19 protein-coding genes are annotated in these 22,920 nt (G+C 74.2%); 11 read left to right on the top strand and 8 right to left on the bottom strand.

Translation table 11 applies throughout. The features are described from left to right. Positions 1-3: 3 nt before the first annotated feature. Complete coding sequence (gcvT, locus tag ACYX4T_RS02900; RefSeq protein ID WP_476013079.1) at positions 4-1,143, bottom strand: glycine cleavage system aminomethyltransferase GcvT; 1,140 nt, start codon at positions 1,141-1,143, stop codon at positions 4-6. A 70-nt stretch (positions 1,144-1,213) separates the two neighbouring features. On the opposite strand from gcvT, the gene ACYX4T_RS02895 reads away from it, so the two are divergent. The 7 genes from ACYX4T_RS02895 to ACYX4T_RS02865 all read left to right on the top strand — a co-directional run bounded on the left by ACYX4T_RS02895 (position 1,214) and on the right by ACYX4T_RS02865 (position 10,542). Continuing rightward, positions 1,214-2,764, top strand: a complete 1,551-nt coding sequence (locus tag ACYX4T_RS02895; RefSeq protein ID WP_476013078.1) for a leucyl aminopeptidase — start codon at positions 1,214-1,216, stop codon at positions 2,762-2,764. 111 nt (positions 2,765-2,875) lie between these two features. Continuing rightward, positions 2,876-4,252, top strand: coding sequence for a dihydrolipoyl dehydrogenase (gene lpdA / locus ACYX4T_RS02890; protein ID WP_476013077.1), 1,377 nt, complete (start codon positions 2,876-2,878; stop codon positions 4,250-4,252). Between the two features lie 38 nt (positions 4,253-4,290). Continuing rightward, on the top strand, positions 4,291-6,282 hold the full coding sequence (gene sucB / locus ACYX4T_RS02885) for a 2-oxoglutarate dehydrogenase, E2 component, dihydrolipoamide succinyltransferase (RefSeq protein WP_476013076.1): 1,992 nt from the start codon (positions 4,291-4,293) through the stop codon (positions 6,280-6,282). A gap of 198 nt (positions 6,283-6,480) precedes the next feature. Next, positions 6,481-7,374, top strand: coding sequence for a TIGR01777 family oxidoreductase (locus ACYX4T_RS02880; protein ID WP_476013075.1), 894 nt, complete (start codon positions 6,481-6,483; stop codon positions 7,372-7,374). Beyond that, positions 7,371-8,651: an NAD(P)/FAD-dependent oxidoreductase gene (locus tag ACYX4T_RS02875; RefSeq protein ID WP_476013074.1), complete on the top strand. Its 1,281-nt coding sequence runs from the start codon at positions 7,371-7,373 to the stop codon at positions 8,649-8,651. The genes ACYX4T_RS02880 and ACYX4T_RS02875 overlap by 4 nt, the downstream gene beginning before the upstream one ends. Before the next feature lie 10 nt (positions 8,652-8,661). After that, a complete protein-coding gene (gene lipB, locus ACYX4T_RS02870) occupies positions 8,662-9,423 on the top strand; it encodes a lipoyl(octanoyl) transferase LipB (protein WP_476013073.1) in 762 nt (253 codons plus the stop codon). Positions 9,424-9,555: 132 nt separating this feature from the next. Beyond that, positions 9,556-10,542 (top strand): LLM class flavin-dependent oxidoreductase, encoded by a 987-nt coding sequence (locus ACYX4T_RS02865; protein ID WP_476013072.1) that lies wholly within the window; start codon positions 9,556-9,558, stop codon positions 10,540-10,542. Between the two features lies 1 nt (position 10,543). Here ACYX4T_RS02865 and ACYX4T_RS02860 read toward each other — a convergent pair whose 3' ends face one another. Continuing rightward, positions 10,544-11,476 (bottom strand): LLM class F420-dependent oxidoreductase, encoded by a 933-nt coding sequence (locus tag ACYX4T_RS02860; RefSeq protein ID WP_476013071.1) that lies wholly within the window; start codon positions 11,474-11,476, stop codon positions 10,544-10,546. Positions 11,477-11,611: 135 nt separating this feature from the next. Here ACYX4T_RS02860 and lipA point away from each other — a divergent pair, with 135 nt between their 5' ends. Then, on the top strand, positions 11,612-12,592 hold the full coding sequence (gene lipA / locus ACYX4T_RS02855) for a lipoyl synthase (protein ID WP_476015169.1): 981 nt from the start codon (positions 11,612-11,614) through the stop codon (positions 12,590-12,592). A 33-nt stretch (positions 12,593-12,625) separates the two neighbouring features. Then, on the top strand, positions 12,626-13,372 hold the full coding sequence (locus ACYX4T_RS02850; RefSeq protein WP_476013070.1) for a DUF4191 domain-containing protein: 747 nt from the start codon (positions 12,626-12,628) through the stop codon (positions 13,370-13,372). On the opposite strand, the gene ACYX4T_RS02845 is transcribed toward ACYX4T_RS02850, so the two are convergent. After that, positions 13,373-13,924: an RDD family protein gene (locus ACYX4T_RS02845; RefSeq protein WP_476013069.1), complete on the bottom strand. Its 552-nt coding sequence runs from the start codon at positions 13,922-13,924 to the stop codon at positions 13,373-13,375. A 253-nt stretch (positions 13,925-14,177) separates the two neighbouring features. On the opposite strand from ACYX4T_RS02845, the gene glnA (ACYX4T_RS02840) reads away from it, so the two are divergent. After that, positions 14,178-15,599 (top strand): type I glutamate--ammonia ligase, encoded by a 1,422-nt coding sequence (glnA, locus tag ACYX4T_RS02840; RefSeq protein ID WP_476013068.1) that lies wholly within the window; start codon positions 14,178-14,180, stop codon positions 15,597-15,599. A 70-nt stretch (positions 15,600-15,669) separates the two neighbouring features. On the opposite strand, the gene ACYX4T_RS02835 is transcribed toward glnA (ACYX4T_RS02840), so the two are convergent. From ACYX4T_RS02835 to ACYX4T_RS02815, 5 genes are all read right to left on the bottom strand, one after another. Next, a complete protein-coding gene (locus ACYX4T_RS02835; protein WP_476013067.1) occupies positions 15,670-15,867 on the bottom strand; it encodes a hypothetical protein in 198 nt (65 codons plus the stop codon). A gap of 21 nt (positions 15,868-15,888) precedes the next feature. Then, positions 15,889-16,221: a hypothetical protein gene (locus ACYX4T_RS02830; protein ID WP_476013066.1), complete on the bottom strand. Its 333-nt coding sequence runs from the start codon at positions 16,219-16,221 to the stop codon at positions 15,889-15,891. A gap of 149 nt (positions 16,222-16,370) precedes the next feature. Next, the gene (locus tag ACYX4T_RS02825; protein WP_476013065.1) at positions 16,371-19,439 is read right to left on the bottom strand and encodes a bifunctional [glutamine synthetase] adenylyltransferase/[glutamine synthetase]-adenylyl-L-tyrosine phosphorylase; all 3,069 of its coding nucleotides are present in this window, start codon (positions 19,437-19,439) and stop codon (positions 16,371-16,373) included. 28 nt (positions 19,440-19,467) lie between these two features. Next, positions 19,468-20,811: a type I glutamate--ammonia ligase gene (glnA, locus tag ACYX4T_RS02820; RefSeq protein ID WP_476013064.1), complete on the bottom strand. Its 1,344-nt coding sequence runs from the start codon at positions 20,809-20,811 to the stop codon at positions 19,468-19,470. A gap of 53 nt (positions 20,812-20,864) precedes the next feature. After that, the gene (locus ACYX4T_RS02815; protein ID WP_476013063.1) at positions 20,865-22,460 is read right to left on the bottom strand and encodes an alpha/beta hydrolase; all 1,596 of its coding nucleotides are present in this window, start codon (positions 22,458-22,460) and stop codon (positions 20,865-20,867) included. Positions 22,461-22,579: 119 nt separating this feature from the next. Between ACYX4T_RS02815 and ACYX4T_RS02810 the strand changes: the two genes are divergently transcribed. Next, positions 22,580-22,900: an FAD-dependent oxidoreductase gene (locus ACYX4T_RS02810; protein ID WP_476013062.1), complete on the top strand. Its 321-nt coding sequence runs from the start codon at positions 22,580-22,582 to the stop codon at positions 22,898-22,900. The last annotated feature ends 20 nt before the right edge of the window (positions 22,901-22,920 follow it).

Below are 22,920 nucleotides of genomic sequence, written 5' to 3'. Positions count from 1 at the left end.
GGCTCACCGCACCTTCGACGCCACGAACGGCGGGGTGACGACCTCGCACTCCAGCGTCCGGCCGCGCACGTCGATCGCCACGGTGTCGCCCTCGCCGAGCCCCGCGGCGGTGTCGAGCAGCGCCAGCGCGATGCCCGTCCTCAGCGACGGCGAGAAGGTCCCGGACGTCGTCTCGCCGACCACGTCGTCCCCCCGGCGCACCGTCATGTGCCCCCGCGGGACCCCGCGCCCGGTCGCCCGCAGCCCCCACGAGCGGCGACGCGGCCCGGCCTCGCGCTCGGCCAGCAGCGCCTCGCGGCCCCAGAACTCGTCCTTCTTCCAGCCCACGGCGAACCCGCACCGCGCCTGCAGCGGCGTGATGTCCGGGCCCAGGTCCTGGCCGTGCAGCGGCAGCCCGGCCTCGGTGCGCAGCGTGTCGCGCGCGCCGAGCCCGGCGGGCAGGCCGCCCCGCTCACCGACGACGGCGGCCAGCGCGTCCCACAGCTCGCCGGCGCCCGCGACCGGCGCGATGAGCTCGTAGCCCCGCTCCCCGGTGTAGCCCGTGCGGCACACACGCACGAAGCCGCCCCGCCACTCGGCGTCGACGAACGCCATATAGTCGAGCGCTGTGTCGGCAGCGTCCTCCGCGAGCAGCCCCACCTCCGCCAGCACCGCGGGCGACGCCGGCCCCTGCACCGCGAGCACCACGTGCGCGTCGTGCTCGTCGTCGACGGCGATCCCCTCCGGCGCGACCTCGGCCAGCCGCCGGCCCACGCCCGCGGAGTTCGCGGCGTTGGGGACGGCGAACACCTCGTCCGGCCCGACCAGGTAGAGGATGAGGTCGTCGACCACGCCGCCGTCCTCGGCGCAGCACAGGGTGTACTGCGCCTTGCCCGGGACGATGCGCTCCAGCGAGTTGGTCAGGCACCGGTCGACGAACGCCGCCGCACCCGGCCCGTGGACGCGCACCTTGCCGAGGTGGCTGACGTCGAACAGGCCGACGGCCTCGCGGGTGGCGGTGTGCTCGGCCACCGTGCCCCCACGACCGTCACGGCTGTACTGGACCGGCATCTCCCACCCGCCGAAGGGGGCGAACGAGGCCCCGAGGGCGACGTGGTGATCGTGCAGCGGGCTACGTCTGGTCTCGCTCACGGTCTCCGACACCCGCGGCACGGTAGTGGAGGGCCCCCGGTCCTAGCATGTGATCGACACCGTTGACAGGGAGAGACGCGACGTGAGCAGCACCCCCCACCTCGAGCTCCTCGGCGCGCAGCCCGGCGCCGACTCCCTCGCCGACGCGGACGCCCTCGTCGTCGGCGTCCGTCCCGGCCCAGGCAGTGGGGACGGCGGTGGGGACCCGGTCCTCGCCGGCGACACGGCCGTCCTCGGCGACCTCGCGGGCGAGCTCCCGGGCCTGGTCACCCTGCTGGGCGGCACCGGGAAGGCCGAGGAGGTCACCCGGGTGCCGACGCGCGGGGCGATCGGGGTGCCGCTGGTCGTCGCGGTGGGGCTCGGTGCGGAGCCGACCGAGGCCGCCGCGGCGGGCGAGGCGCCCGACGTCGCCGAGCAGGTCCGCCGGGCCGCCGGGGCGGCGGCGCGCGCCCTGCACGGGCACGCCGCGCACGTCGTCACCACGCTCGCGACGGTCGACCTCGCGGCGGCCGTGGAGGGCACGCTGCTCGGCGACTACGCCTTCACCGCCTACAAGAAGACCCCGGAGACCGCCCCGACCGAGCTCACGCGGGTCGGGCTCGTCGGTGACGGCGACGCGGACGTCGTCACCCGCGCCGCCGCGGCCGCGCGCTGGGTCGCCGCGGCGCGCGACCTCGTCAACACCCCGCCCAACGACCTCTACCCCGACGCCTTCGCGGAGCGCGCGCGGGCACTCGCCGAGTCCGTCGGCGTGTCGGTGGAGATCCTCGACGAGGGCCGGCTCGCCGAGGACGGGTACGGCGGCGTCCTGGGCGTGGGCGGCGGGTCCTCGCGGCCGCCGCGCCTGGTGCGCCTGACGTACTCGCCGGATCGAGGAGGGCACGCCGATGGGCCGAGCAGGAAGGTCGCGCTCGTCGGCAAGGGCATCACCTTCGACACCGGCGGCATCTCGATCAAGCCGGCCGCGAACATGGACCACATGACCTCGGACATGTCCGGGGCCGCCGGCGTCGTCGCCGCGACCTGCCTGGCCGCCGAGCTGGGGCTCGACGTCGAGGTCGTCGCCACCGTGCCGATGGCCGAGAACATGCCGTCGGGCACGGCCTACCGCCCGGGCGACGTGCTGACGATGTACGGCGGGACGACGGTCGAGGTCCTCAACACCGACGCCGAGGGCCGCCTGATCCTGGGTGACGCGATCGCCCGGGCCTGCGAGGACTCCCCCGACTACCTGCTCGAGACCTCGACGCTCACCGGCGCCCAGCTCGTCGCCCTCGGGTCGCGCACCCCCGGTGTCATGGGCACCGACGACTTCCGCGACCGCGTCGCCGGCCGCGCCCGGGCCGCCGGCGACGGCGGCTGGGCGATGCCGCTGCCCGAGGAGCTGCGCGCCGACCTGGACTCCCGGGTCGCCGACCTCGCCAACGTCACCAACCACCGCTTCGGCGGCATGCTCGTCGCCGGGATCTTCCTGCGCGAGTTCGTCGCCGAGGGCGTGCCGTGGGTGCACCTCGACATCGCCGGTCCCGCCTTCAACACCGGCGGCCCCCACGGCTACACGCCCAAGGGCGGTACCGGTGTACCCGTCCGGACCATCGCGGCCGTGGTGGAGGACATTGCGCGTCACGGATAGGACACAGGTGGTGACACGGGTGGAAGGATGAACCCGACATCGCCTCCCCGGGGTCTCCGGCTCCGGGCCGGCGACTCCGCACGCCCACACGCCGACGCGGGAGAAGCAGCAGTGAGCGACACGTACGACGTCATCATCCTGGGAGCCGGATCGGGCGGCTACGCCTGCGCGTTCCGCGCCGCCGAGCTCGGCCTGTCGGTCGCGCTGGTGGAGAAGGACAAGGTCGGCGGGACCTGCCTGCACCGCGGCTGCATCCCCACGAAGGCGCTCCTGCACGCCGCCGAGGTGGCCGACTCGGCGCGCGAGGGCGAGCAGTTCGGCGTGAAGAGCTCGCTGTCGGGCATCGACATGAGCGGCGTCAACTCCTACAAGGACAACGTCGTCGCCCGCCTCTACAAGGGCCTGCAGGGCCTGGTGAAGGCGAACAAGGTGACGCTGATCGAGGGCGCCGGCAAGCTGGTCGGGCAGGACACCGTCGAGGTCGACGGGCAGCGCTACCAGGGCCGCCACGTCGTGCTGGCCTCCGGCTCGTACTCGAAGACGCTGCCCGGGCTCGAGCTCGGCGGCCGGGTGCTGACCTCCACCGAGGCGATCAACCTCGACTACGTCCCCGACCGCGTGGTCGTGCTCGGCGGCGGCGTCATCGGCGTGGAGTTCGCGAGCGTCTGGAAGAGCTTCGGCGCCGAGGTGACCATCGTCGAGGCGCTGCCCCACCTCGTGCCCAACGAGGACGAGTTCCTCTCCAAGCAGCTCGAGCGCCAGTTCCGCAAGCGGAAGATCGCGTTCAAGACGGGCACGAAGTTCACCGGCGTCTCGCAGACCGCCGACTCGGTGACGATCTCGCTGGAGAACGGCGAGCAGATCGAGGCCGACCTGCTGCTCGTCGCCGTCGGCCGCGGCCCGAACACCGCCGACCTCGGGTACGAGGAGAACGGCGTCACGCTCGACCGCGGCTTCGTCCCGACGAACGACCGCCTGCACACCGGCGTCGGCAACATCTACGCGGTCGGCGACATCGTCCCGGGCCTCCAGCTCGCCCACCGCGGCTTCCAGCAGGGCATCTTCGTGGCCGAGGAGATCGCCGGGCTGCAGCCGCCGGTGATCGACGAGACGGGCATCCCGCGGGTCACCTACTGCGAGCCCGAGGTGGCGTCGGTCGGGCTCACCGAGGCCCAGGCCAAGGAGCTGTACGGCGACGTGGCGACGACGACGTACGACCTCGCCGGCAACGGCAAGTCGCAGATCCTCAAGACCGCCGGGGCGATCAAGCTCGTCAAGGGCGGCACCGGCGACGACGCCCCCGTGGTCGGCGTCCACATGATCGGCACCCGGATGGGAGAGCAGGTCGGCGAGGCCCAGCTGATCTACAACTGGGAGGCGCTGCCCGCCGACGTGGCGAACCTGATCCACGCCCACCCGACGCAGAACGAGGCCCTCGGGGAGGCGCACCTCGCGCTCGCCGGCAAGCCCCTGCACAGCCACGGCTGACCTGACCCCGAGAACCCAGCGCGAGGAGTACGAGCACGATGGCCTACACCGTCCAGATGCCTGCTCTCGGGGAGAGCGTCACCGAGGGCACGGTGACACGGTGGCTCAAGCAGGAGGGCGACCACGTCGACGTCGACGAGCCCCTGCTCGAGGTCTCGACCGACAAGGTCGACACCGAGATCCCCTCGCCCCAGGCGGGCGTGCTGCAGCGGATCGTGGCGCAGGAGGACGACACCGTCGAGGTCGGCGGCGAGCTCGCCGTCATCGGCGACGAGGGCGAGTCCGCCGGCGCGTCCGGGGGTGACGGCGGCGGCGCGGCCCAGCCGGCCGAGCAGGCCCAGCCGGCGGAGCAGGCCCAGCCGGCGGAGCAGGCCGAGCCCGCCCAACCCGAGCCCCAGGCGTCCGAGCCGGAGGCCGAGCCGCAGCCGGCGGCCTCGTCGGGCGGGTCGTCGGGCGGCTCCTCCGGGGGCACCACGGTGGAGATGCCGGCGCTGGGCGAGTCGGTCACCGAGGGCACCGTGACGCGCTGGCTCAAGCAGGTCGGCGACACCGTCGAGGTCGACGAGCCCCTGCTCGAGGTCTCGACCGACAAGGTCGACACCGAGATCCCGTCGCCCGTGGCCGGCATGGTGCTCGAGCTGCGGGCCGGCGAGGACGACACCGTCGAGGTCGGCGGGGCGCTCGCCGTCATCGGCGATGCGTCGCAGGCCGGGGGCGGCGGGTCGCCGGAGCAGCAGGCCCCGCAGCAGGAGGAGCAGCAGGCCCCGCAGCAGCAGGCCCAGCCCCAGCAGGACCCGCGCCCCGAGCCCGAGCGCCCGGCCGAGCCAGAGCCCGCCGAGGCGTCGAGCGGGGCGCAGGCGGCGTCCGGTGCCGGCGACTACGTCTCCACCGAGACCGAGCAGCCCACGACGTCCAGCGGCCCGGCCAACGCCGGCGCCCTGCACCCGCGCGAGGACACCTCGCAGGGCAACGGCGCCTCGGCGCCGAGCACCGGCGGGACGACCGAGACGGGCTCGCCGTACGTGACACCGCTGGTCCGCAAGCTCGCGGCCGAGCGCGGCGTCGACCTGTCGTCGCTGACCGGCACCGGCGTCGGCGGGCGCATCCGCAAGCAGGACGTCGTCAAGGCCGCCGACGAGCAGGACAAGGCCGCCGCGCCCGCCGCGGCCGGCTCGTCCGACGTCCCGTCCCAGGCCGCGGCGTCCGGTGGCTCGGGCGGCGGCGCGGTGCACGGCGGCGAGGTGCAGAAGCCGTCGGCCTCGGGGGCGCGCGGCTCGTCGGGCGCGCCGGCCCCGGACACCTCCGGGCTGCGCGGCACCACGCAGAAGATGTCGCGGCGCCGGCAGACGATCGCCAAGCGCATGGTGGAGTCGCTGCAGACCTCCGCGCAGCTCACGACGGTCGTCGAGGCCGACCTGACGCGCGTCGCGCGCCTGCGCGACCGCGCCAAGGCCGACTTCGCGCAGCGTGAGGGCGTCAAGCTCTCGTTCCTGCCGTTCATGGCGCTGGCCACGGTCGAGGCGCTCAAGGCGCACCCCGCGGTGAACGCCTCGATCGACACCGAGAAGAGCGAGGTCACCTACCACGGTGCCGAGCACCTGGGCATCGCCGTCGACTCGCCGGCGGGGCTGATCGTGCCGGTCGTGCACGACGCCGGGGACCTCAACCTCGCGGGGCTGGCGCGCAAGATCGCCGACGTGGCCGACCGCACCCGGGCGAACAAGATCACGCCGGACGAGCTCTCGGGCGGCACGTTCACGATCACCAACACCGGCTCGCGGGGCGCGCTGATCGACACGCCGATCATCAACCAGCCCCAGGTCGGCATCCTCGGCACCGGCGCCGTGGTGAAGAAGCCGATGGTGCTCCAGGACGACTCGGGCGGCGACGTCATCGCGGTGCGCTCGACGGCGTACCTGTGCCTGTCGTACGACCACCGGATCGTCGACGGCGCCGACGCCGCCCGCTTCCTCACGACGATGAAGGACCGCCTCGAGGGCGGCGCCTTCGAGGGCGAGCTGGGCCTGTAGGGGTTCGCCGCTTCCGACCGGAGGGCCCCTTCGCGCGACTAGGTGGCGCGAACGGGCCCTTCGCTCGGTCCGGGACGGCCGGCGGGTTTCTGGCCAAGGGCGCCCCTCGCCCGTCTATGCGAGCGAAGGGGCCCTTCGCTCGGAACGGACGCCCCACCCCGGGTCGCGGCGAGCAGGACACTCCGCGACGATCACCCCATGCGCGTCGTCATCGCCGGGTCCTCCGGGCTCATCGGCACCGCCCTGGTCCCCCGGCTGCGGGAGGCCGGCCACGACGTCGTCCGGCTGGTCCGGCGCACCCCGCAGGCCCCGGACGAGCGCGGCTGGGACCCCGCCGCCGGGCACCTCGCCCCGGGGGCGCTCGAGGGTGCCGACGCCGTCGTCAACCTCTCCGGGGCGGGCATCGGCGACAAGCGCTGGACGGGCGCGCGCAAGCAGGAGCTGCGCGACAGCCGCCTGATCCCCACCGACGTGCTCGCCCGGGCCGTCGCCGACCACGGGATCCCGACGATGGTCAGCGGCTCGGCGGTCGGCTGGTACGGCGACACCGGGGCGATGGCCGTCGACGAGACCGCCCGCCGCGGCTCCGGCTTCCTCTCGGACCTCTGCCGCGACTGGGAGGCCGCGACCCGCCCCGCCGACGACGCCGGCGCGCGGGTCGTCCTGGTGCGCACGGGCCTGGTGCTCGCCCCCAACGGCGGGCTGATGGGCCAGCTCAAGCCGCTGTTCCGCTTCGGGCTGGGCGGGAAGCTGGGCTCGGGCACGCAGTACATGCCGTGGATCTCGATCGACGACGAGGTCGACGCGATCCTCCACGCGCTCGAGCACGACACGGTCGTCGGCCCGATGAACGCCACCGGCCCCGACCCGGTGACCAACGACGAGTTCACCCGCGTCCTCGCCGCGCAGATGCACCGGCCCGCGCCGTGGCTGGTGCCCGGGTTCGCGATGCGCACGGTGCTCGGCGAGTTCGCCGACGAGGGCGTGCTGGTCAGCCAGCGGGTGCTGCCGGGGGTGCTGGAGCGCGAGGGGTTCCGCTTCCGCCACCGCACCCTGTCCGAGGCGCTGTCCGCGGTCCTCGACGGCTCATGACCGCCGCCCGCCCCGCCGCCCAGCCCGCCGAGCTCCCCGACGCCGTCGACGTCGTCGTGGTCGGCGCCGGGCTCGCGGGCCTGCGGGCGGCGCAGGTCGTCGCGAGCGCCGGGCGCTCGGTCGTGGTGTGCGAGGCCGGCGACGGGGTGGGCGGGCGGGTGCGCACCGACGTCGTGGACGGCTTCCTCGTCGACCGCGGGTTCCAGATCCTCAACACGTCCTACCCGGCGCTGCGCGCGGCGATCGACCTCGACGCCCTCGACCTGCGCCGCTTCGTGCCCGGCGCCGCGGTCCGGGACGCCGACGGGCGCCTGCACCGCCTCGCCGACCCGCGCCGCGTGCCGACCTGGGCGCCCCGCACCGCCGTCGACCGGCTCCTCGGACCCGGCGAGAAGGCCCGCGTGGCCGCGGTGACGCTGCGCTCACTGCTCGTGCCGCCGTCGCGCCAGGCCCGGGCCCCCGAGCGCTCGACGGCCGACGAGCTGGCGCGGTGGGGCCTCGGCGGGCGGCCGACCGAGACGTTCCTGCGGCCCTTCCTGAACGGCGTGCTGGGCGACCGCGACCTCGAGACCTCCTCGCGGGTGTTCTCCCTGTTCTGGCGCAGCTTCGCGCTCGGCGACCTGACGCTGCCCTCGCGCGGGATCGGTGCCGTGCCCGCCCAGCTCGCGGCCCGGCTGCCCGCGGGGACCGTGCACCTCGGGACCCCCGTCGAGCAGGTGGCGCCCGGGGTCGTCGAGACGGCGCGCGGGCGGGTCCGCGCCGGCGCCGTGGTCGTGGCCACCGAGGGCACCGCCGCCGCCGGTCTCCTCGCCGGGCGCGTGCCGCCGCCGCGCACCTTCGCCCTGACCACGCACTACCACGTCACCGCCGAGCCCCCGACCCGCCGCGCGCTGCTGCACCTCGACGGGGCGGGCGGGCCGGTGGTCAACACGACGGTGCTCACCGCCGGCGCGCCGTCCTACTCCCCCGACCACCGCCACCTCGTCGCGAGCACCGTCCTCGGCCCCGACCCCCTGCCCGGGCGGGAGCTGCGCGGCGAGCTCACCCGCATCTGGGGCACGCCGGTCGGCGGCTGGGACGAGCTCGCCACCGTGCGGGTCCCGCGCGCGCTGCCGGCCGCGGTGCCGCCCACCCCGATCGGCCTGCGCCGGCCCGTGGACCTCGGCGACGGCCTCTTCGTCGCCGGCGACCACCGCGACACCCCGTCGACGCAGGGCGCCCTGGTCAGCGGGCGGCGGACCGCGCAGGAGGCGCTGGCCCACCTCGGGCAGGGGTAGCGTCGGCGCCGTGAGCCGCTCCAGCCGTGCCGCCAGCGAGCCCGTCGAGGTCCACGAGCTCGGCACCGTCGACTACCTCGAGGCCTGGGAGCGCCAGCGCGCGCACGCCGACGCGCGGGTCGCGGGCGGCCCGGACACGCTGCTGCTGCTCGAGCACCCGTCGGTCTACACGGCGGGGCGTCGCACGCTGCCCGAGGAGCGCCCGCTCGACGGCACGCCGGTGATCGACGTCGACCGCGGCGGCAAGATCACCTGGCACGGCCCGGGGCAGCTCGTCGGCTACCCGATCATCGGGCTCGCGCAGCCGGTGGACGTCGTCGACCACGTGCGGCGGCTCGAGCAGGCGCTCATCACGGTGTGCGACCGGCTGCTCGGACCGGCGGGCCTCGCCGTGGGGCGCATCGACGGCCGCAGCGGCGTCTGGCTGCCCGCCGACGACCGCGGCCCCGCCCGCAAGATCGCGGCGATCGGGGTGCGGGTGGCCCGCGGGGTGACGCTGCACGGGTTCGCCCTCAACGCCGATCCGGACCTCGCGGCGTTCGGCGCGATCGTGCCGTGCGGCATCCGCGACGCCGGCGTCACCAGCCTCACCGCCGAGCTCGGGCGCCGCGTGGGTGTCGACGACGTCCGGGACGCCGCGCGGGACGCCGTCCTCGCGGCCCTCGACGGCTCGCTCGCGCTGACCGATCGCACGCTGGCGACACCCCCGGCCGACGCGGCGCAGGACGTCACGGTCGGCGGGCTGACGGTGCGGGTCGGCGCCGCGCGCTGACCCCCGACGTGTCAGCGAAGTGCCGTCGCCGACGTTGAGTGTCCGTATCGGTACTTCGATCACCAGGCTTGACACGCGATCCACCGCGACGGAACGGTGCTCTGGGTCACACCGGGCAACGAGGAGATCGCCGTGGACGTGTCCGTCGCCTTCCCCACCGCCCTGAGCACGCCCGACGACATCGCGCTCGCCGAGCACCTGGGCTACGCCCGGGCGTGGATCTACGACACCCCGCAGCAGAGCCCCGACGTCTGGATGACGCTCGCGCTCGCCGCCGAGCGCACCGAGCGGATCGGGCTCGGCCCCGGCGTCCTCGTCCCCACCCTGCGCCACCCCATGGCCAACGCCGCGGCCACCGCGACCCTCGCCGCGCTCGCCCCGGGACGGGTCGCGGTCGCGTTCGGCACGGGCTTCACCGGCCGGCGGGCGATGGGCTACCGCGCGATCCCGTGGTCGTTCATGGACGCCTACATCCGCGCCTACCGGGGTCTCCTGCGCGGCGAGGTCGTCGAGTGGGAGGGCGCGTCGATGCAGATGCTCCACCCCGACGGCCACGCGCCCGCGCGGCCGGTCGACGTGCCGGTGCTGGTCGGGGCCCTCGGGCCGAAGGGCGACGCCGTCGCGCGCGAGCTCGGCGACGGCCTGTTCGTCACCCTCGCGCAGCCCGACTTCATGTCGGCGTACTCCTGGGTGCCCTACCTCGCGTGGGGCACGGTGCTCGACGAGGACGAGGAGCAGGACTCCGAGCACGCCCGCGAGGCCGCGGGCCCCGGCTGGGCGCTGGCCTACCACGGCGCCTACGAGTTCGGTGGCCCCGACGCCGTGCGCGAGCTCGTCGCCGGGGACGTGTGGATGGACACCGTCGAGCAGACGCCGGAGGAGCAGCGGCACCTCGCCGTGCACGTCGGGCACTGCGTCGAGCTCAACGCCGCCGACGGCGCGGCCTGGCGGGCCGGCGGGCACACCATGGTGCGCGACGCCACCCTGACCGGGACCCGCCACGAGATCCGCGACCGGCTCCACGAGCTCGCCGCCCGCGGCGTCACCGAGATCGTCTTCCAGCCCTGCGGCCCGGACACCCGCGGCGAGCTGGAGCGCTTCCTCGACGCCGCCCGGTGACCTACACCTGCGGCGCGATCGCCGAGGCCACCAGCTCGAGGTGGTCGAGGTCCGAGAGGTCGAGGACCTGCAGGTACACGCGCTGCACCCCGGCCTGCTCGCGGAACGACCCGAGCTTGTCGACGACCTCGGTGGGCGTGCCCGCGAGCCCGTTGGCGCGCAGCTCCTCGGGCGCGCGCCCGATCGCGGCCGCGCGGCGGGCGACCTCGGCGTCGTCCTTGCCCGTGCAGACGACCTGGGCGGTCGAGCGACCCAGCGTCGCGGGGTCGCGCCCGCGATCGCGGCAGGCGTCGTCGACGCGCTGCCGGCCGGCCACGAGGTCGTCGAGCCCGGCGAAGGGCATGTTGAACTCGGTCGCGTACGTCGCGGCGAGCTGCGGGGTGCGCCGCGTGCCGTTGCCACCGACGATGATCGGCGGGTGGGGCGTCTGCAGCGGCTTGGGCAGGCCGGGGCTGTCGGCGAACGTGTAGTGCTCGCCGTGGTGGGTGTACGGGATGCCCACCGGGGTGAGCCAGGATCCGGTGAGGATCTCCAGCTGCTCGGCGAGCAACCCGAACCGCTCCGCGATCGACGGGAACGGGATGCCGTAGGCCCGGTGCTCGGCCTCGTACCAGCCGGTGCCGAGCCCGAGCTCGATGCGCCCGCCCGACATCTGGTCGACCTGCGCGACGGCCACCCCGAGCGGGCCGGGCAGGCGGAACGTGGCGGCGGTCATGAGGGTGCCGAGCCGGATGGTGCTGGTCTCGCGGGCGAGCGCCCCGAGCGTCACCCACGCGTCGGTCGGCCCGGGCAGGCCGTTGGCCTCCCCCATCGCCAGGTAGTGGTCCGATCGGAAGAAGGCGTCGAACCCCGCGTCCTCCGCCGCTCGAGCCACGCGCAGCAGGTCATCGTACGCGGCGCCCTGCTGAGGCTCGGTGAAGATCCGGAGGTCCACACGATCAGGGTAGTCCGGCGGGGCACGTCCGAACCGTCCCCCGGGGGTCACATCCGTCCGACGCCGTCGCCCGCGCGGCGTAGGGTCGGGAGCGTGACGGTCGCCCCCAGCCAAGATCCGTCGAGCCCGCGGAAGATGTTGCGGCTCGAGGTCCGCAACTCCCAGACGCCCATCGAGCGCAAGCCGGAGTGGATCCGGACGCGCGTGGCCACCGGACCGAACTTCACCGAGCTCAAGGGCCTGGTGAAGGGCTCGGGCCTGGCCACCGTGTGCGAGGAGGCCGGCTGCCCCAACATCTTCGAGTGCTGGGAGGACCGCGAGGCGACCTTCCTCATCGGCGGCGAGCAGTGCACCCGCCGGTGCGACTTCTGCCAGATCGACACCGGCAAGCCCTCGCCGCTCGACACGCTGGAGCCGCGCAAGGTCGCCGAGTCGGTCCGCCAGATGGGCCTGCGGTACTCGACCATCACCGGCGTCGCCCGTGACGACCTCGACGACGGCGGCTCGTGGCTCTACGCCGAGACCGTCCGCCAGGTGCACGAGCTCAACCCCGGCACGGGCGTCGAGCTGCTCATCCCCGACTTCGACGGGCGCGCCGACCAGCTCGGACCGGTGTTCGATTCCGCCCCCGAGGTGCTCGCGCACAACCTCGAGACGGTGCCGCGCATCTTCCGGCGGATCCGCCCGGCGTTCCGCTACGAGCGCTCGCTCGACGTCATCCGGCAGGCGCGCGACGCCGGGCTCGTCACCAAGTCGAACCTCATCCTCGGCATGGGCGAGACCCCCGAGGAGGTCACCGGCGCGATGCAGGACCTCGTCGACGCCGGCTGCGAGCTGCTGACGCTCACGCAGTACCTGCGCCCGAGCCTGCGCCACCACCCCGTGGAGCGCTGGGTCAAGCCCGAGGAGTTCGTCTCCCACCGCGACGCCGCCCTGGCCATGGGCTTCCCCGGCGTCATGGCCGGCCCGTTGGTGCGCTCCTCGTACCGCGCGGGTCGGCTGTACGCGCAGGCCAAGCTCGCGCGCGGCGAGGCGCTGCCCGAGGGCATGGCCGAGCTCGCCGAGGAGGGCCCGGCGCGCCAGGAGGTCGGCGAGGTGCTGGAACGGTTGCGGTGACGGGCACGTGAGCCCATAGGGCAGGATGAGGGCATGGCGAAGCGGGGCTCCGGCACGGCGAGCAAGGAAGAGAAGAAGGCCGCCAAGCAGGCCGCGAAGGCGGCGCGTCGCGAGCGCTTCAGCCAGATCTGGCAGGCGTTCCAGATGCAGCGCCGCGAGGACACGCTGCTGCTGCCGCTGATGATCGGCGCGGTCCTCGGCACGGGCCTCGTGCTGTTCCTCGTCGGCCTGCTCATCGGCCAGCAGTGGTTCCTGCTGCCCACCGGCATCCTGCTCGGCGTCCTCCTGGCGGTGATCATCTTCGGTCGCCGCGTGCAGCGGAACGTCTACGCCAAGGCCTCCGGGCAGCCCGGCGCCGCCGGGTGGGCGCTCGACACCATGCGTGGCCAGTGGCGCGTCAGCCAGGCCGTCGCGGGCACGACACAGCTCGACGCCGTGCACCGGGTGATCGGCCGGCCCGGCGTCGTCCTCGTCGCCGAGGGCGCCCCGCACCGCACGAAGAGCCTCGTCGCGCAGGAGAAGAAGCGCGTCGCGCGGATCGTCGGGCAGGTGCCGATCTACGAGGTGATGGTCGGCGAGGACGAGGGCCAGGTCCCGCTGGCGAAGCTGCAGCGGCACATGACGAAGCTGCCGCGCAACATCGACAAGAACCAGATGGAGACCGTCGAGAAGCGCCTCGCCGCGCTGGCCAACCGCAGCGGCCCGGCGGTGCCCAAGGGGCCGGTGCCGAAGAACGCGCAGCAGCTCAAGGGCATGCAGCGCACCGCGCGCCGGCGCTGATCACCGGCTCCGGACCACCATGGTCCGGCTGGCGCGGTCCTGCACGCCGCGGGAGTCGCGGTCGACGATCAGCGCCGGGATGACGAAGAACACGGACAGGGTCCGCACGAGCGTCCACAGCAGCCCGACGCCCGCCTTCTCCGGCCGGTCGAGGCGCACGACGCGCAGGCCGAGCAGCACCATCGCGGGCGTCGTGCCGACCGCCGCCACGGGCACGATCATGATCAGCGCCCAGGTGAGCAGGCTCCAGTTCTGGGGCAGCGCGGGGTAGGTGAACAGGCCCGCGAGCAGGCCGGCGATGACCGCGTCGAGCAGGAACTGCAGACCCCGGCGGCCCAGCGTCGCGACCGACCCGGGACCGCGTTCGGGCAGGCCGAGGCGCTCGCCGGGGTATCCCGGGGACTCCGGCGCCGCGTGCGGGGACGACCCGCGCGACTCCGCCGGCCGCGTCGCGCGGCGTTCGGCGGTGTCGCCGGGGGCCTCGGACGCCGTTCGGGAGGGCGTGTCGGCGGGCGGGGCGGAGCCGTCCAGCCATTCACGGAACCACGACACCGTGACAGGCTACGGCGCACCGGGAGCGCGGGCGGCGCGAGACCGTGGCGGTGCCGCTGCCTCGCCGCCCGAGCACCCGGTGCGCGTTAACTGCTGTGAAACATGCTGGTGACGACCGAGCAACAGCACCCACCTAGCGTCGGGATCACCTGGACCGGTCGCGGTCGACACCCCCGATCAGTGGGTACGGTGCGATCCGCTGACCAGTCGACCCCCGTCGTCCCCGGCCGAGCGTGTGAAGGAGCCACCGAGGGTGTTCAACAATCAGGACGAGGTCTTCAAGTACATCTCCGACGAGGGGGTGAAGTACGTCGACGTCCGCTTCTGCGACCTGCCGGGACAGATGCAGCACTTCACCGTGCCGGCGTCGGAGTTCGACGAGGACGTGTTCACCACCGGCTTCGCCTTCGACGGCTCGTCGATCACCGGCTTCCAGAGCATCAACGAGTCGGACATGTCGCTGCTGCCCGACATCGCGACGGCCCGCGTCGACCCGTTCCGCGCGCAGAAGACCCTCAACGTCAACTTCTTCGTGCACGACCCGCTGACCCTCGAGGCCTACAGCCGCGACCCGCGCAACGTCGCCCGCAAGGCCGAGAAGTTCCTCTCGACCGTCGACGTCGCCGACACCTGCTTCTTCGGGCCCGAGGCGGAGTTCTACATCTTCGACTCGGTGCGCTACGACTCGAAGGCCAACGGCACGTTCTACGAGGTCGACTCGGTCGAGGGCCACTGGAACACCGGCCGCGACGAGGTCGGCGGCAACAAGGGCAACAAGGTCAGCATGAAGGGCGGGTACTTCCCCGTCGAGCCGACCGACCAGAGCTCCGACCTGCGCGCCGCCATCGGCACCAACCTCATGAACGCCGGCTTCGAGCTCGAGAAGCTGCACCACGAGGTCGGCACCGGCGGCCAGGCCGAGATCAACTACAAGTTCAACACGCTGCTGCACGCCGCGGACGACCTGCAGCTGTTCAAGTACATCGTCAAGAACACGGCGTGGCAGGCCGGCAAGACCGTCACCTTCATGCCGAAGCCGCTCGCCGGCGACAACGGCTCGGGCATGCACTGCCACCAGTCGCTGTTCAAGGGCGGCGAGCCGCTGTTCTACGACGCCAACGGCTACGCCGGGCTGTCGGACCTGGGCCGCCACTACATCGGCGGCATCCTGCACCACGCCCCCAGCCTGGTCGCGTTCACCAACGCCACGGCCAACTCGTACCACCGCCTGGTGCCCGGCTTCGAGGCCCCGATCAACCTGGTCTACTCGAACCGGAACCGCTCGGCGTGCGTCCGCATCCCGATCACGGGCGACAACCCGAAGGCCAAGCGCCTCGAGTTCCGCTGCCCCGACTCGTCGGGCAACCCGTACCTGTCCTTTGCCGCCATGATGATGGCCGGCCTCGACGGCATCCGGAACAAGATCGAGCCGCCGACGCCGATCGACAAGGACCTCTACGAGCTGCCTCCGGAGGAGGCCGCGAACATCGCGCAGGTCCCGGCCAGCCTCGACGCCGCGGTGAACAACCTCGAGGCCGACCACGACTACCTGCTCGAGGGCGGCGTGTTCACCTCGGACCTCATCGAGAAGTGGATCGAGCTCAAGCGCGACGACGTGACGGGCCTGCGCCTGCGTCCGCACCCCTACGAGTTCGAGCTGTACTACAACTGCTGATCGGCGGCTCCCGCCGCGACGGCCCCACGACGGCCCGGCACCCCTCACCGGGGTGCCGGGCCGTCGTGCGTCAGCGCGGGTCGCGGCGGATCTGCAGGACCGCGATCGTGACCAGCACGATCCCGACCACACCGAGGGAGAAGAGCACGATCCCGACGGCCGGCTGCGGCGTGAACGTGAACACCAGGCCGGCGACGAGGACCACGCCGCTGATCACCCACCCGACCACGCAGCGGCGGATGGTGGTGAGACCGAGGGCCGAGAGCATGGAGGCCATGCTGGCACGGCGTCAGGGACGGTCCGTCCGGCGGTCCGGCACGTCCTCCCGCGGCGACAGCGCGGCCGCGACGACGTACTGGTAGACGTAGCGGATCTCCTCGCCCCGCCGGACGGGCAGGCACACCCAGCCCACCCACTCCCCCGTCGTCGTCCGCCGCCAGGCCAGCAGCTCGCCGGGGACACGGCTCTGGAGGTCGACGCCCTCGGGCATCGGGCGGACGGGACTCTCCCGCGGACGCGGGTAGGCGATCGCGAGGTCGACCCACACGCGCTTGACCTCGTCGCGCTGCAGCGCGCCGGACCGGTCCTTGCGGCGCTGTGCCGGACCCCGTTCGTCGAACACGTGTTCGATCGTCGGGGATGGACGGCCCGAGCGCCACCCACACGGCCGGGTGTGTCCGGAGATCACCAGGACGCCAGGCACCTCGAGGAGCCCGTCGAGGTGCGTGGCGTCCTGCTGATCTCCCGGCTCGGGCGCCGCAACCCGGTGGCTCAGTCCACCAGGTAGAAGATCCGGTCGACGACCGCGCGGGCGCGGCGGGTGACGCGGCGGTACTCGTCGAGGAACTCGCCCGGGTCGGCGTCGGGGTCGTGGCCCAGCGCCGAGGCCACCGCGGCGAGGTCGCGCCCGGAGCGCGGGACCTCGTCGGTCGGTCGTCCGCGCACGAGCGTGGCGGCGGCGCGTGCGTGGGTGGCCATGGTCCAGCCGGCGGCGAGCTCCTCGGCGTCGCCCGGGTCGACGAGGCCGGCCTTCGCCGCCGCGTCGAGGGCCTCGAGCGTCGAGGGCGTGCGCAGCGACGGCACGGCGCCCGCGTGCTGGAGCTGCAGCAGCTGCACGGTCCACTCGACGTCGGACAGGCCGCCGGTGCCGAGCTTGGTGTGCAGGGCCTTGTCGGCGCGACGGGGCAGGCGCTCGTTGTCGACGCGCGCCTTGATCCGCCGGATCTCGACGGCCTTGGCGTCCGGCAGCCCGTCGGCCGGGTAGCGGTACGGGTCGATCGCCTCGACGAAGGCGGCGCCGAGCTTCTCGTCGCCGGCGACCGGGCGGGCGCGCAGCAGCGCCTGGTACTCCCAGGTGTCGGCGAGCTTGGCGTAGTACTGCCGGTAGGAGTCGAGGGTCCGCACGAGCGGCCCGCTCTTGCCCTCCGGGCGCAGCTTGGTGTCGACCTCGAGCGGCGGGTCCGGGCTCGGCGCGCCCAGCGCCGCCACCGCGGCCTCCGCCACGGCCTTGGCGTACCGGACGGCCTCGGCGTCCTCGACACCCTCGGCGGGCTCGCACACGAACAGCACGTCGGCGTCCGACGAGTAGCCGAGCTCCGCTCCCCCGAGCCGCCCCATCCCGATGACGGCGATCCGGGCGGGCGCCTGGCCGTCCCCCATCTGGCCGCGCTCGGCGGCGGCGAGCGCGGCCTGGAGCACCGCGACCCAGATGCTCGACAGCGCCCCGCAGACGGCGGGGACGTCGAGCAGGCCCAGCAGGTCGGCGCACGCCACCCGCACGAGCTCGATGCGGCGCATGGACCGCCCGACCTGGCCCGCGGAGTCCGGGTCGGTGTGCCGCGCGACGGCCCGGCGCAGCGACGCCGCGACCTCGTCGGGCCGGCGCGCAACGAGCTCGGCGTTCGGCCCGTCACCGGCGAGCAGCCGCAGCACCTCGGGGGTCCTCGGCATCATCTCGGCGACCCAGCGCGAGGTGCCGAGCACGCGCATCAGCCGCTCGGCGGCCACGCCCTCGTCGCGCAGGTAGCCCAGGAACCAGGGCGTGTCGGCGAGGGCCTCGGACACCTTGCGGTAGGCGAGCAGCCCGTGGTCGGGGTCGGCGGAGTGCCCGAGCTCGTCGAGCAGGACGGGCAGCAGCGCGCGCTGGATGCGGCTCGCCCGGCTGACACCGCTGGTCAGGGCCTGCAGGTGGCCGAGCGCGCCCTGCGGCGACGTCCAGCCCAGGGCCTTGAGCCGGCGCATCGCCGACTCCGAGGTGAGGACGAGGTCCTCGCCCGGCACGCGGGCCACCGACTCGAGCAGCGGCCGGTAGAAGAGCTTCTCGTGCAGGCGCCGCACGCGCACCGTGTGCCGCGAGCGCTCGTGCTGGAGCACCCCGACCGCGTCGCGGGACCCGTCGGCGCGCAGCTTGGCCGCGCGCGCGAGCCAGCGCAGGCCCGCGGTGTCGTCGTCGGGCGGGAAGAGGTGGGTGCGGCGCATCTTCTGCAGCTGCACGCGGTGCTCGAGCAGGCGCAGGAAGCGGTACGAGGCGGCGAGGTTCGCGGCGTCGTCGCGGCCGATGTAACCGCCGTCGGCGAGCGCGGCGAGCGCGGCGAGGGTGTTCTGGCTGCGGATCGTCTCGTCGCCCCGCCCGTGGACCATCTGCAGCAGCTGCACGGCGAACTCGACGTCGCGCAGCCCGCCGCGCCCGAGCTTGAGCTCGCGGTCGGCGTGATCGGCGCGGATGTGGTCGACGACGCGGCGGCGCATGGCCCGGACGTCGGCGACGAAGTCGTCGCGGTCGGCGGCGCTCCACACCATCGGCGCGAGGGCCTCGCAGTACTCGCGGGCCAGGTCCTCGTCGCCGGCCACCGGGCGGGCCTTGAGCAGCGCCTGGAACTCCCAGGTCTTCGCCCAGCGCTCGTAGTACGAGACGTGCCCGTCGAGCGTGCGGACCAGCGCGCCCTGCCGGCCCTCGGGGCGCAGGTTGGCGTCGACCTCGAGGAACGCCTCGGTGGCGACGCGCATCATCGTCGAGGCGAGGCGGGTGGCGACGTCGGTCTGCCCCTCGGCCACGAAGATCACGTCGATGTCGCTGACGTAGTTGAGCTCGCGGCCGCCGCACTTGCCCATGCCGATCACCCCGAGACGGCAGGGCAGCGGATCGTCGGGTGCCCGGTCGTCCTTGGTGCCGAGCGCGTCGGCGATCGTCGCGTCGGCGACCGCGAGGGCGGCCCGCAGCCCGGCGGCGGCGAGGTCGGCGAGCGCGGACGCGACGACCTCGACGGGCACGACCGGCAGGTCCGGCTCGCACACCGACTGCAGGTCGGCGGCGGCCAGCGCCAGCACCTCGTCGCGGTAGGCCAGGCGCAGCACCCCGATGCCGGCCGGTTCGAGCACCGTCGCGCGGGGCGCGCCCGCCGCGTCCCGCCCGTGCTCGGCCCCGACCGCCGCGAACAGCGTCTGCGTGCGCGCCTCGAGGTCGGGCAGCTGCGAGGCGTCGTAGGTGCGCCCGGGCGTGTGCTCGGTGCGCAGCGTGCGCCAGCGGTCGGGGTGGCCGACGAGGTGGTCGCCGAGGGCGGTGGAGCCGCCGAGCACCGAGAGCAGCCGCCCCCGCAGGCCCTGGTCGGTGCGCAGGGCCTCGTCGAGTGCCGACCACTCCTGCTCGCCCATCGCCTCCCGCAGGCGCTCGACGGCGAGCAGGGCGAGGTCCGGGTCGGGGCTGCGGGCCAGCGCCCAGACGACGAGCTCGGCGCCCGCGACCGGGGCGTCCTCGTCCCACCAGCCGAGCACCCCGAGGCGGGGGCCGGCGTCGGGGTCGGTCAGCCCGAGGCGCGCCGGCGCGCGGTGGGCGCGGGTCATGCGGTCACCGGAGAGATCACAGCCCCGGTCACAGCGTCGGCAGGTACGTCGCCAGCTCGTACGGGGTGACGTTGCGGCGGTAGGCGTCCCACTCGGCGCGCTTGTTGCGCAGGAAGAAGTCGAAGACGTGCTCGCCGAGGACCTCGGCCATGAGCTCGGAGCGCTCCATCGCCGCGAGCGCGCCGTCGAGGTTCTGCGGCAGCGTCTCGTAGCCCATCGCGCGGCGTTCGCCCTCGGAGAGCATCCAGACGTTGTCCTCCGCGGCCGGCGGCAGCTCGTAGCCCTCGGCGACGCCCTGCAGGCCGGCGCCGAGGATCGCGGCGTAGGCCAGGTAGGGGTTGGCCGCGGTGTCGATGGTGCGCACCTCGACGCGGCGCGACGACGCCTTGCCCGGCGAGTACATCGGCACCCGCACCAGCGCCGAGCGGTTCGCGTGGCCCCAGCACACGGTGGTCGGGGCCTCGCCGCCGACGATGAGGCGCTTGTAGGAGTTGACGAACTGGTTGGTCACCGCGGAGATCTCGCGCGCGTGGCGCAGCACGCCGGCGACGAACGCCTTGCCGGTCTTGGACAGCTCGTAGGGCTCGGACGCGTCGTGGAACGCGTTCTGGTCGCCCTCGAAGAGGCTGACGTGCGTGTGCATCGCCGAGCCGGGGTGCTCGGTGAACGGCTTGGGCATGAAGGACGCGTTGACGCCCTGGGTGATCGCGACCTCCTTGACGATGTAGCGGAAGGTCATGATGTTGTCCGCCATCGTCAGGGCGTCGGCGTAGCGCAGGTCGATCTCCTGCTGGCCCGGCCCGCCCTCGTGGTGGCTGAACTCCACCGAGATGCCCATGGCCTCGAGCGCCTCGATGCAGCGGCGCCGGAAGTGCGGTGCGACGTCGTGGCTCGCCTGGTCGAAGTAGCCGCCGGTGTCGGCGGGCACCGGGGGCGTGCCGTCCCCGGGCAGGTCCCGCAGCAGGTAGAACTCGATCTCGGGGTGGACGTAGCAGGTGAACCCGGCCTCGGCGGCGCGCGAGAGGCTGCGGCGCAGCACGTGGCGCGGGTCGGCCCACGACGGCGAGCCGTCGGGCATCGTGATGTCGCAGTACATGCGCGCCGAGTAGTGCCCGCCACCCGCGGTCTCCCACGGGAGCACCTGGAACGTCGACGGGTCGGGCTTCGCGACCATGTCCGACTCGTACACGCGGGCGAAGCCCTCGATCGCCGACCCGTCGAACCCGATGCCCTCGGCGAAGGCGCCCTCGAGCTCGGCCGGGGCGACCGCGACCGACTTGAGGTAACCGAGCACGTCGGTGAACCACAACCGCACGAAGCGGATGTCGCGCTCCTCCAGCGTGCGCAGGACGAACTCCTGCTGGCGATCCATGCCGCCGACCCTAGGTCCGGGTGCAGATCCTCGAAAGACGGGGCCCGGTCACGTCAGGACGCGGGGCACGTCGCACCGGGCGGTGCGGGCGTGCCGTCGACGAGGTAGCGGGTCGCGACGTCGTCGACGCACTCCGAGCTCTGGAACACCGCGGTGTGCTCGTCGCCGACCTTGGTCAGCAGCGAGCCGTTCAGCGCGCGGGCCAGCTCCACGCCCGCCTGGTACGGCGTGGCCGGGTCGCCGGTGGTCGAGACGACCAGCGGCGGCGCGAGGCCCGGGACCTGCGGCAGGTGCGGCCGGCTCGTCGGCGGGGTCGGCCAGAACGCGCAGCTGTCGCGCGCCGACGAGACCCCGCGCCCGCTGTCGAGGAACGGCGCGGCCTCGTTGTAGGCCTGCGCGCGGGCCAGCGACTGGGCCGGGTCGGTGACGCGCGGGTCGTCGGCGCAGCGGACGACCTCGAACGCGTCCTGCGACGAGGCGTAGGTGCCGTCGGGGTTCCGCTCGTAGTACTCGTCGGCGAGCGTCATCAGCGCACCGCCCTGGCGGGCCCGCAGGTCGTTCAGCGCGCGCACCAGGCGCGGCCAGTACGTCTCGACGTAGAGCGCGTTGATGGTGCCCTGCTGCGCGTCGGCGTAGGACAGCACGCGCCCGTCGGGCAGGGGCAGCGGCGCGTCGATCAGCGGCCGGGTGAGCTGCTGGTAGACCTCGGTGGTGCGCGCCGGGTCCTGCCCGAGCGGACAGTTCGGCCGCGACGCGCAGTCGCGGGCGAAGGCGTCGAACGCGCCCTGGAAGCCGCGGCCCTGCTCGATGAGCTCGGTGGTCGGGTCCTGGTCGGGGTCGAGCGCGCCGTCGAGCACCATCGCCCGCACGTTGGCCGGGAACTGCTCGGCGTAGGTGTAGCCGATCCGGGTGCCGTAGGAGTAGCCGAGGTAGGTCAGCCGCGGGTCGCCGAGCGTCGCCCGCAGCACGTCCATGTCCCGGGCGACGTCGCGGGTGCCGGCGTTGGCGAGCAGGTCCAGGCCGCTGCGCTCGGCGCAGAGCTCGGCGGTGCGCCGCTCCTCGGCCTCGGTCTGGGCGACGCCGGACGGCGAGGCGTCGGTGTCGTCGTCGCGCCGGTCGGCGTCGCGCTCCGCGGGCTCGAGGCAGCGGATCGCGGGCTCGCTGGCGCCGACGCCGCGGGGGTCGAAGCCCACGATGTCGAACCGGCGCCCGACCTCGGTCTGCGCCAGCGAGGTCGACAGGTACGCGGCGGTCTGGACGCCCGAGGCCCCCGGCCCGCCCGGGTTGATCACCAGCGAGCCGATGCGCTCCGGCGACGCCGGCGCCGCGTGGCGCAGCACGGCGATCGTGCCGGTCCGCTCCCCCGGTCGCGCGTAGTCGAGCGGCACCTCCATGCGCGCGCACTGCAGCGCGGGGTCGGCGTAGATCTGCCGGTCCTCGCCGGTGGTCGCGAACGGGACGCACGGCCCCCACGCGAGCTGCTGGCCGTAGAACCGCTCCAGCCCGGGCGGCGCCGCGGCGGCCGGGTCGGGCACCGCGACCCCCGGCACCACCTGCGCGCACGCCCCGAGCACGACCGCGGCGACCCCGAGGACGGCGGCGACCAGGGCACTCGGACGACGGCGGTGTCGGACGGGGGCGGAGCGCACGGCGGCCACCTTCCCACGGGCCCCGTGATCGGCCGGTGACGGGCTCGCCCCTCGACGCATGCGGATTCTCGGTGCCCGACCCCGACGCGGCCCCCGGGGCCCCGGCCCAGGCTCGGGCGATGGACGACGGCGACGTGGTGGTGTGCGGCGCGGGGATCGTCGGTCTCGCGCTGGCGATGATGCTGGCGGGCGACGGCCGCCGCGTGACCGTGCTGGAGTCCGATCCGGCACCGGCACCCGACGGTGCCTCGGTGGCGTGGTCGGGGTGGTCGCGCCGTGGCGTGGCGCAGTTCCACCAGCCGCACGGCATCTTCCCCCGGTTCCGCCACATCTGCGACGAGGGCCTCCCGGGAGTGACCGACGCGCTCCTCGGTGCCGGCTGCCGGGCCTTCGACCCGCTGGACACCTCCCCGCCCTCCCTCGACGACCACGCCTCCTGACCGGACGACGAGCGGCTCCG

This window comes from Actinomycetospora sp. ABD4_176 (assembly GCF_056311855.1).
Note: the sequence above shows the minus strand (reverse complement) of the source record. Positions and strands in the feature narration are given on the sequence as shown.

Bases quoted from the DNA above. Each gene is read 5' to 3' on its own strand.
- sucB (WP_476013076.1), top strand. From the start codon at position 4,291: ATGGCCTACACCGTCCAGATGCCTGCTCTCGGGGAGAGCGTCACCGAG.
- ACYX4T_RS02880 (WP_476013075.1), top strand. From the start codon at position 6,481: ATGCGCGTCGTCATCGCCGGGTCCTCCGGGCTCATCGGCACCGCCCTG.
- ACYX4T_RS02875 (WP_476013074.1), top strand. From the start codon at position 7,371: ATGACCGCCGCCCGCCCCGCCGCCCAGCCCGCCGAGCTCCCCGACGCC.
- lipA (WP_476015169.1), top strand. From the start codon at position 11,612: ATGTTGCGGCTCGAGGTCCGCAACTCCCAGACGCCCATCGAGCGCAAG.
- ACYX4T_RS02850 (WP_476013070.1), top strand. From the start codon at position 12,626: ATGGCGAAGCGGGGCTCCGGCACGGCGAGCAAGGAAGAGAAGAAGGCC.
- ACYX4T_RS02835 (WP_476013067.1), bottom strand. From the start codon at position 15,867: ATGCTCTCGGCCCTCGGTCTCACCACCATCCGCCGCTGCGTGGTCGGG.
- ACYX4T_RS02825 (WP_476013065.1), bottom strand. From the start codon at position 19,439: ATGACCCGCGCCCACCGCGCGCCGGCGCGCCTCGGGCTGACCGACCCC.
- glnA (WP_476013064.1), bottom strand. From the start codon at position 20,811: ATGGATCGCCAGCAGGAGTTCGTCCTGCGCACGCTGGAGGAGCGCGAC.
- ACYX4T_RS02810 (WP_476013062.1), top strand. From the start codon at position 22,580: ATGGACGACGGCGACGTGGTGGTGTGCGGCGCGGGGATCGTCGGTCTC.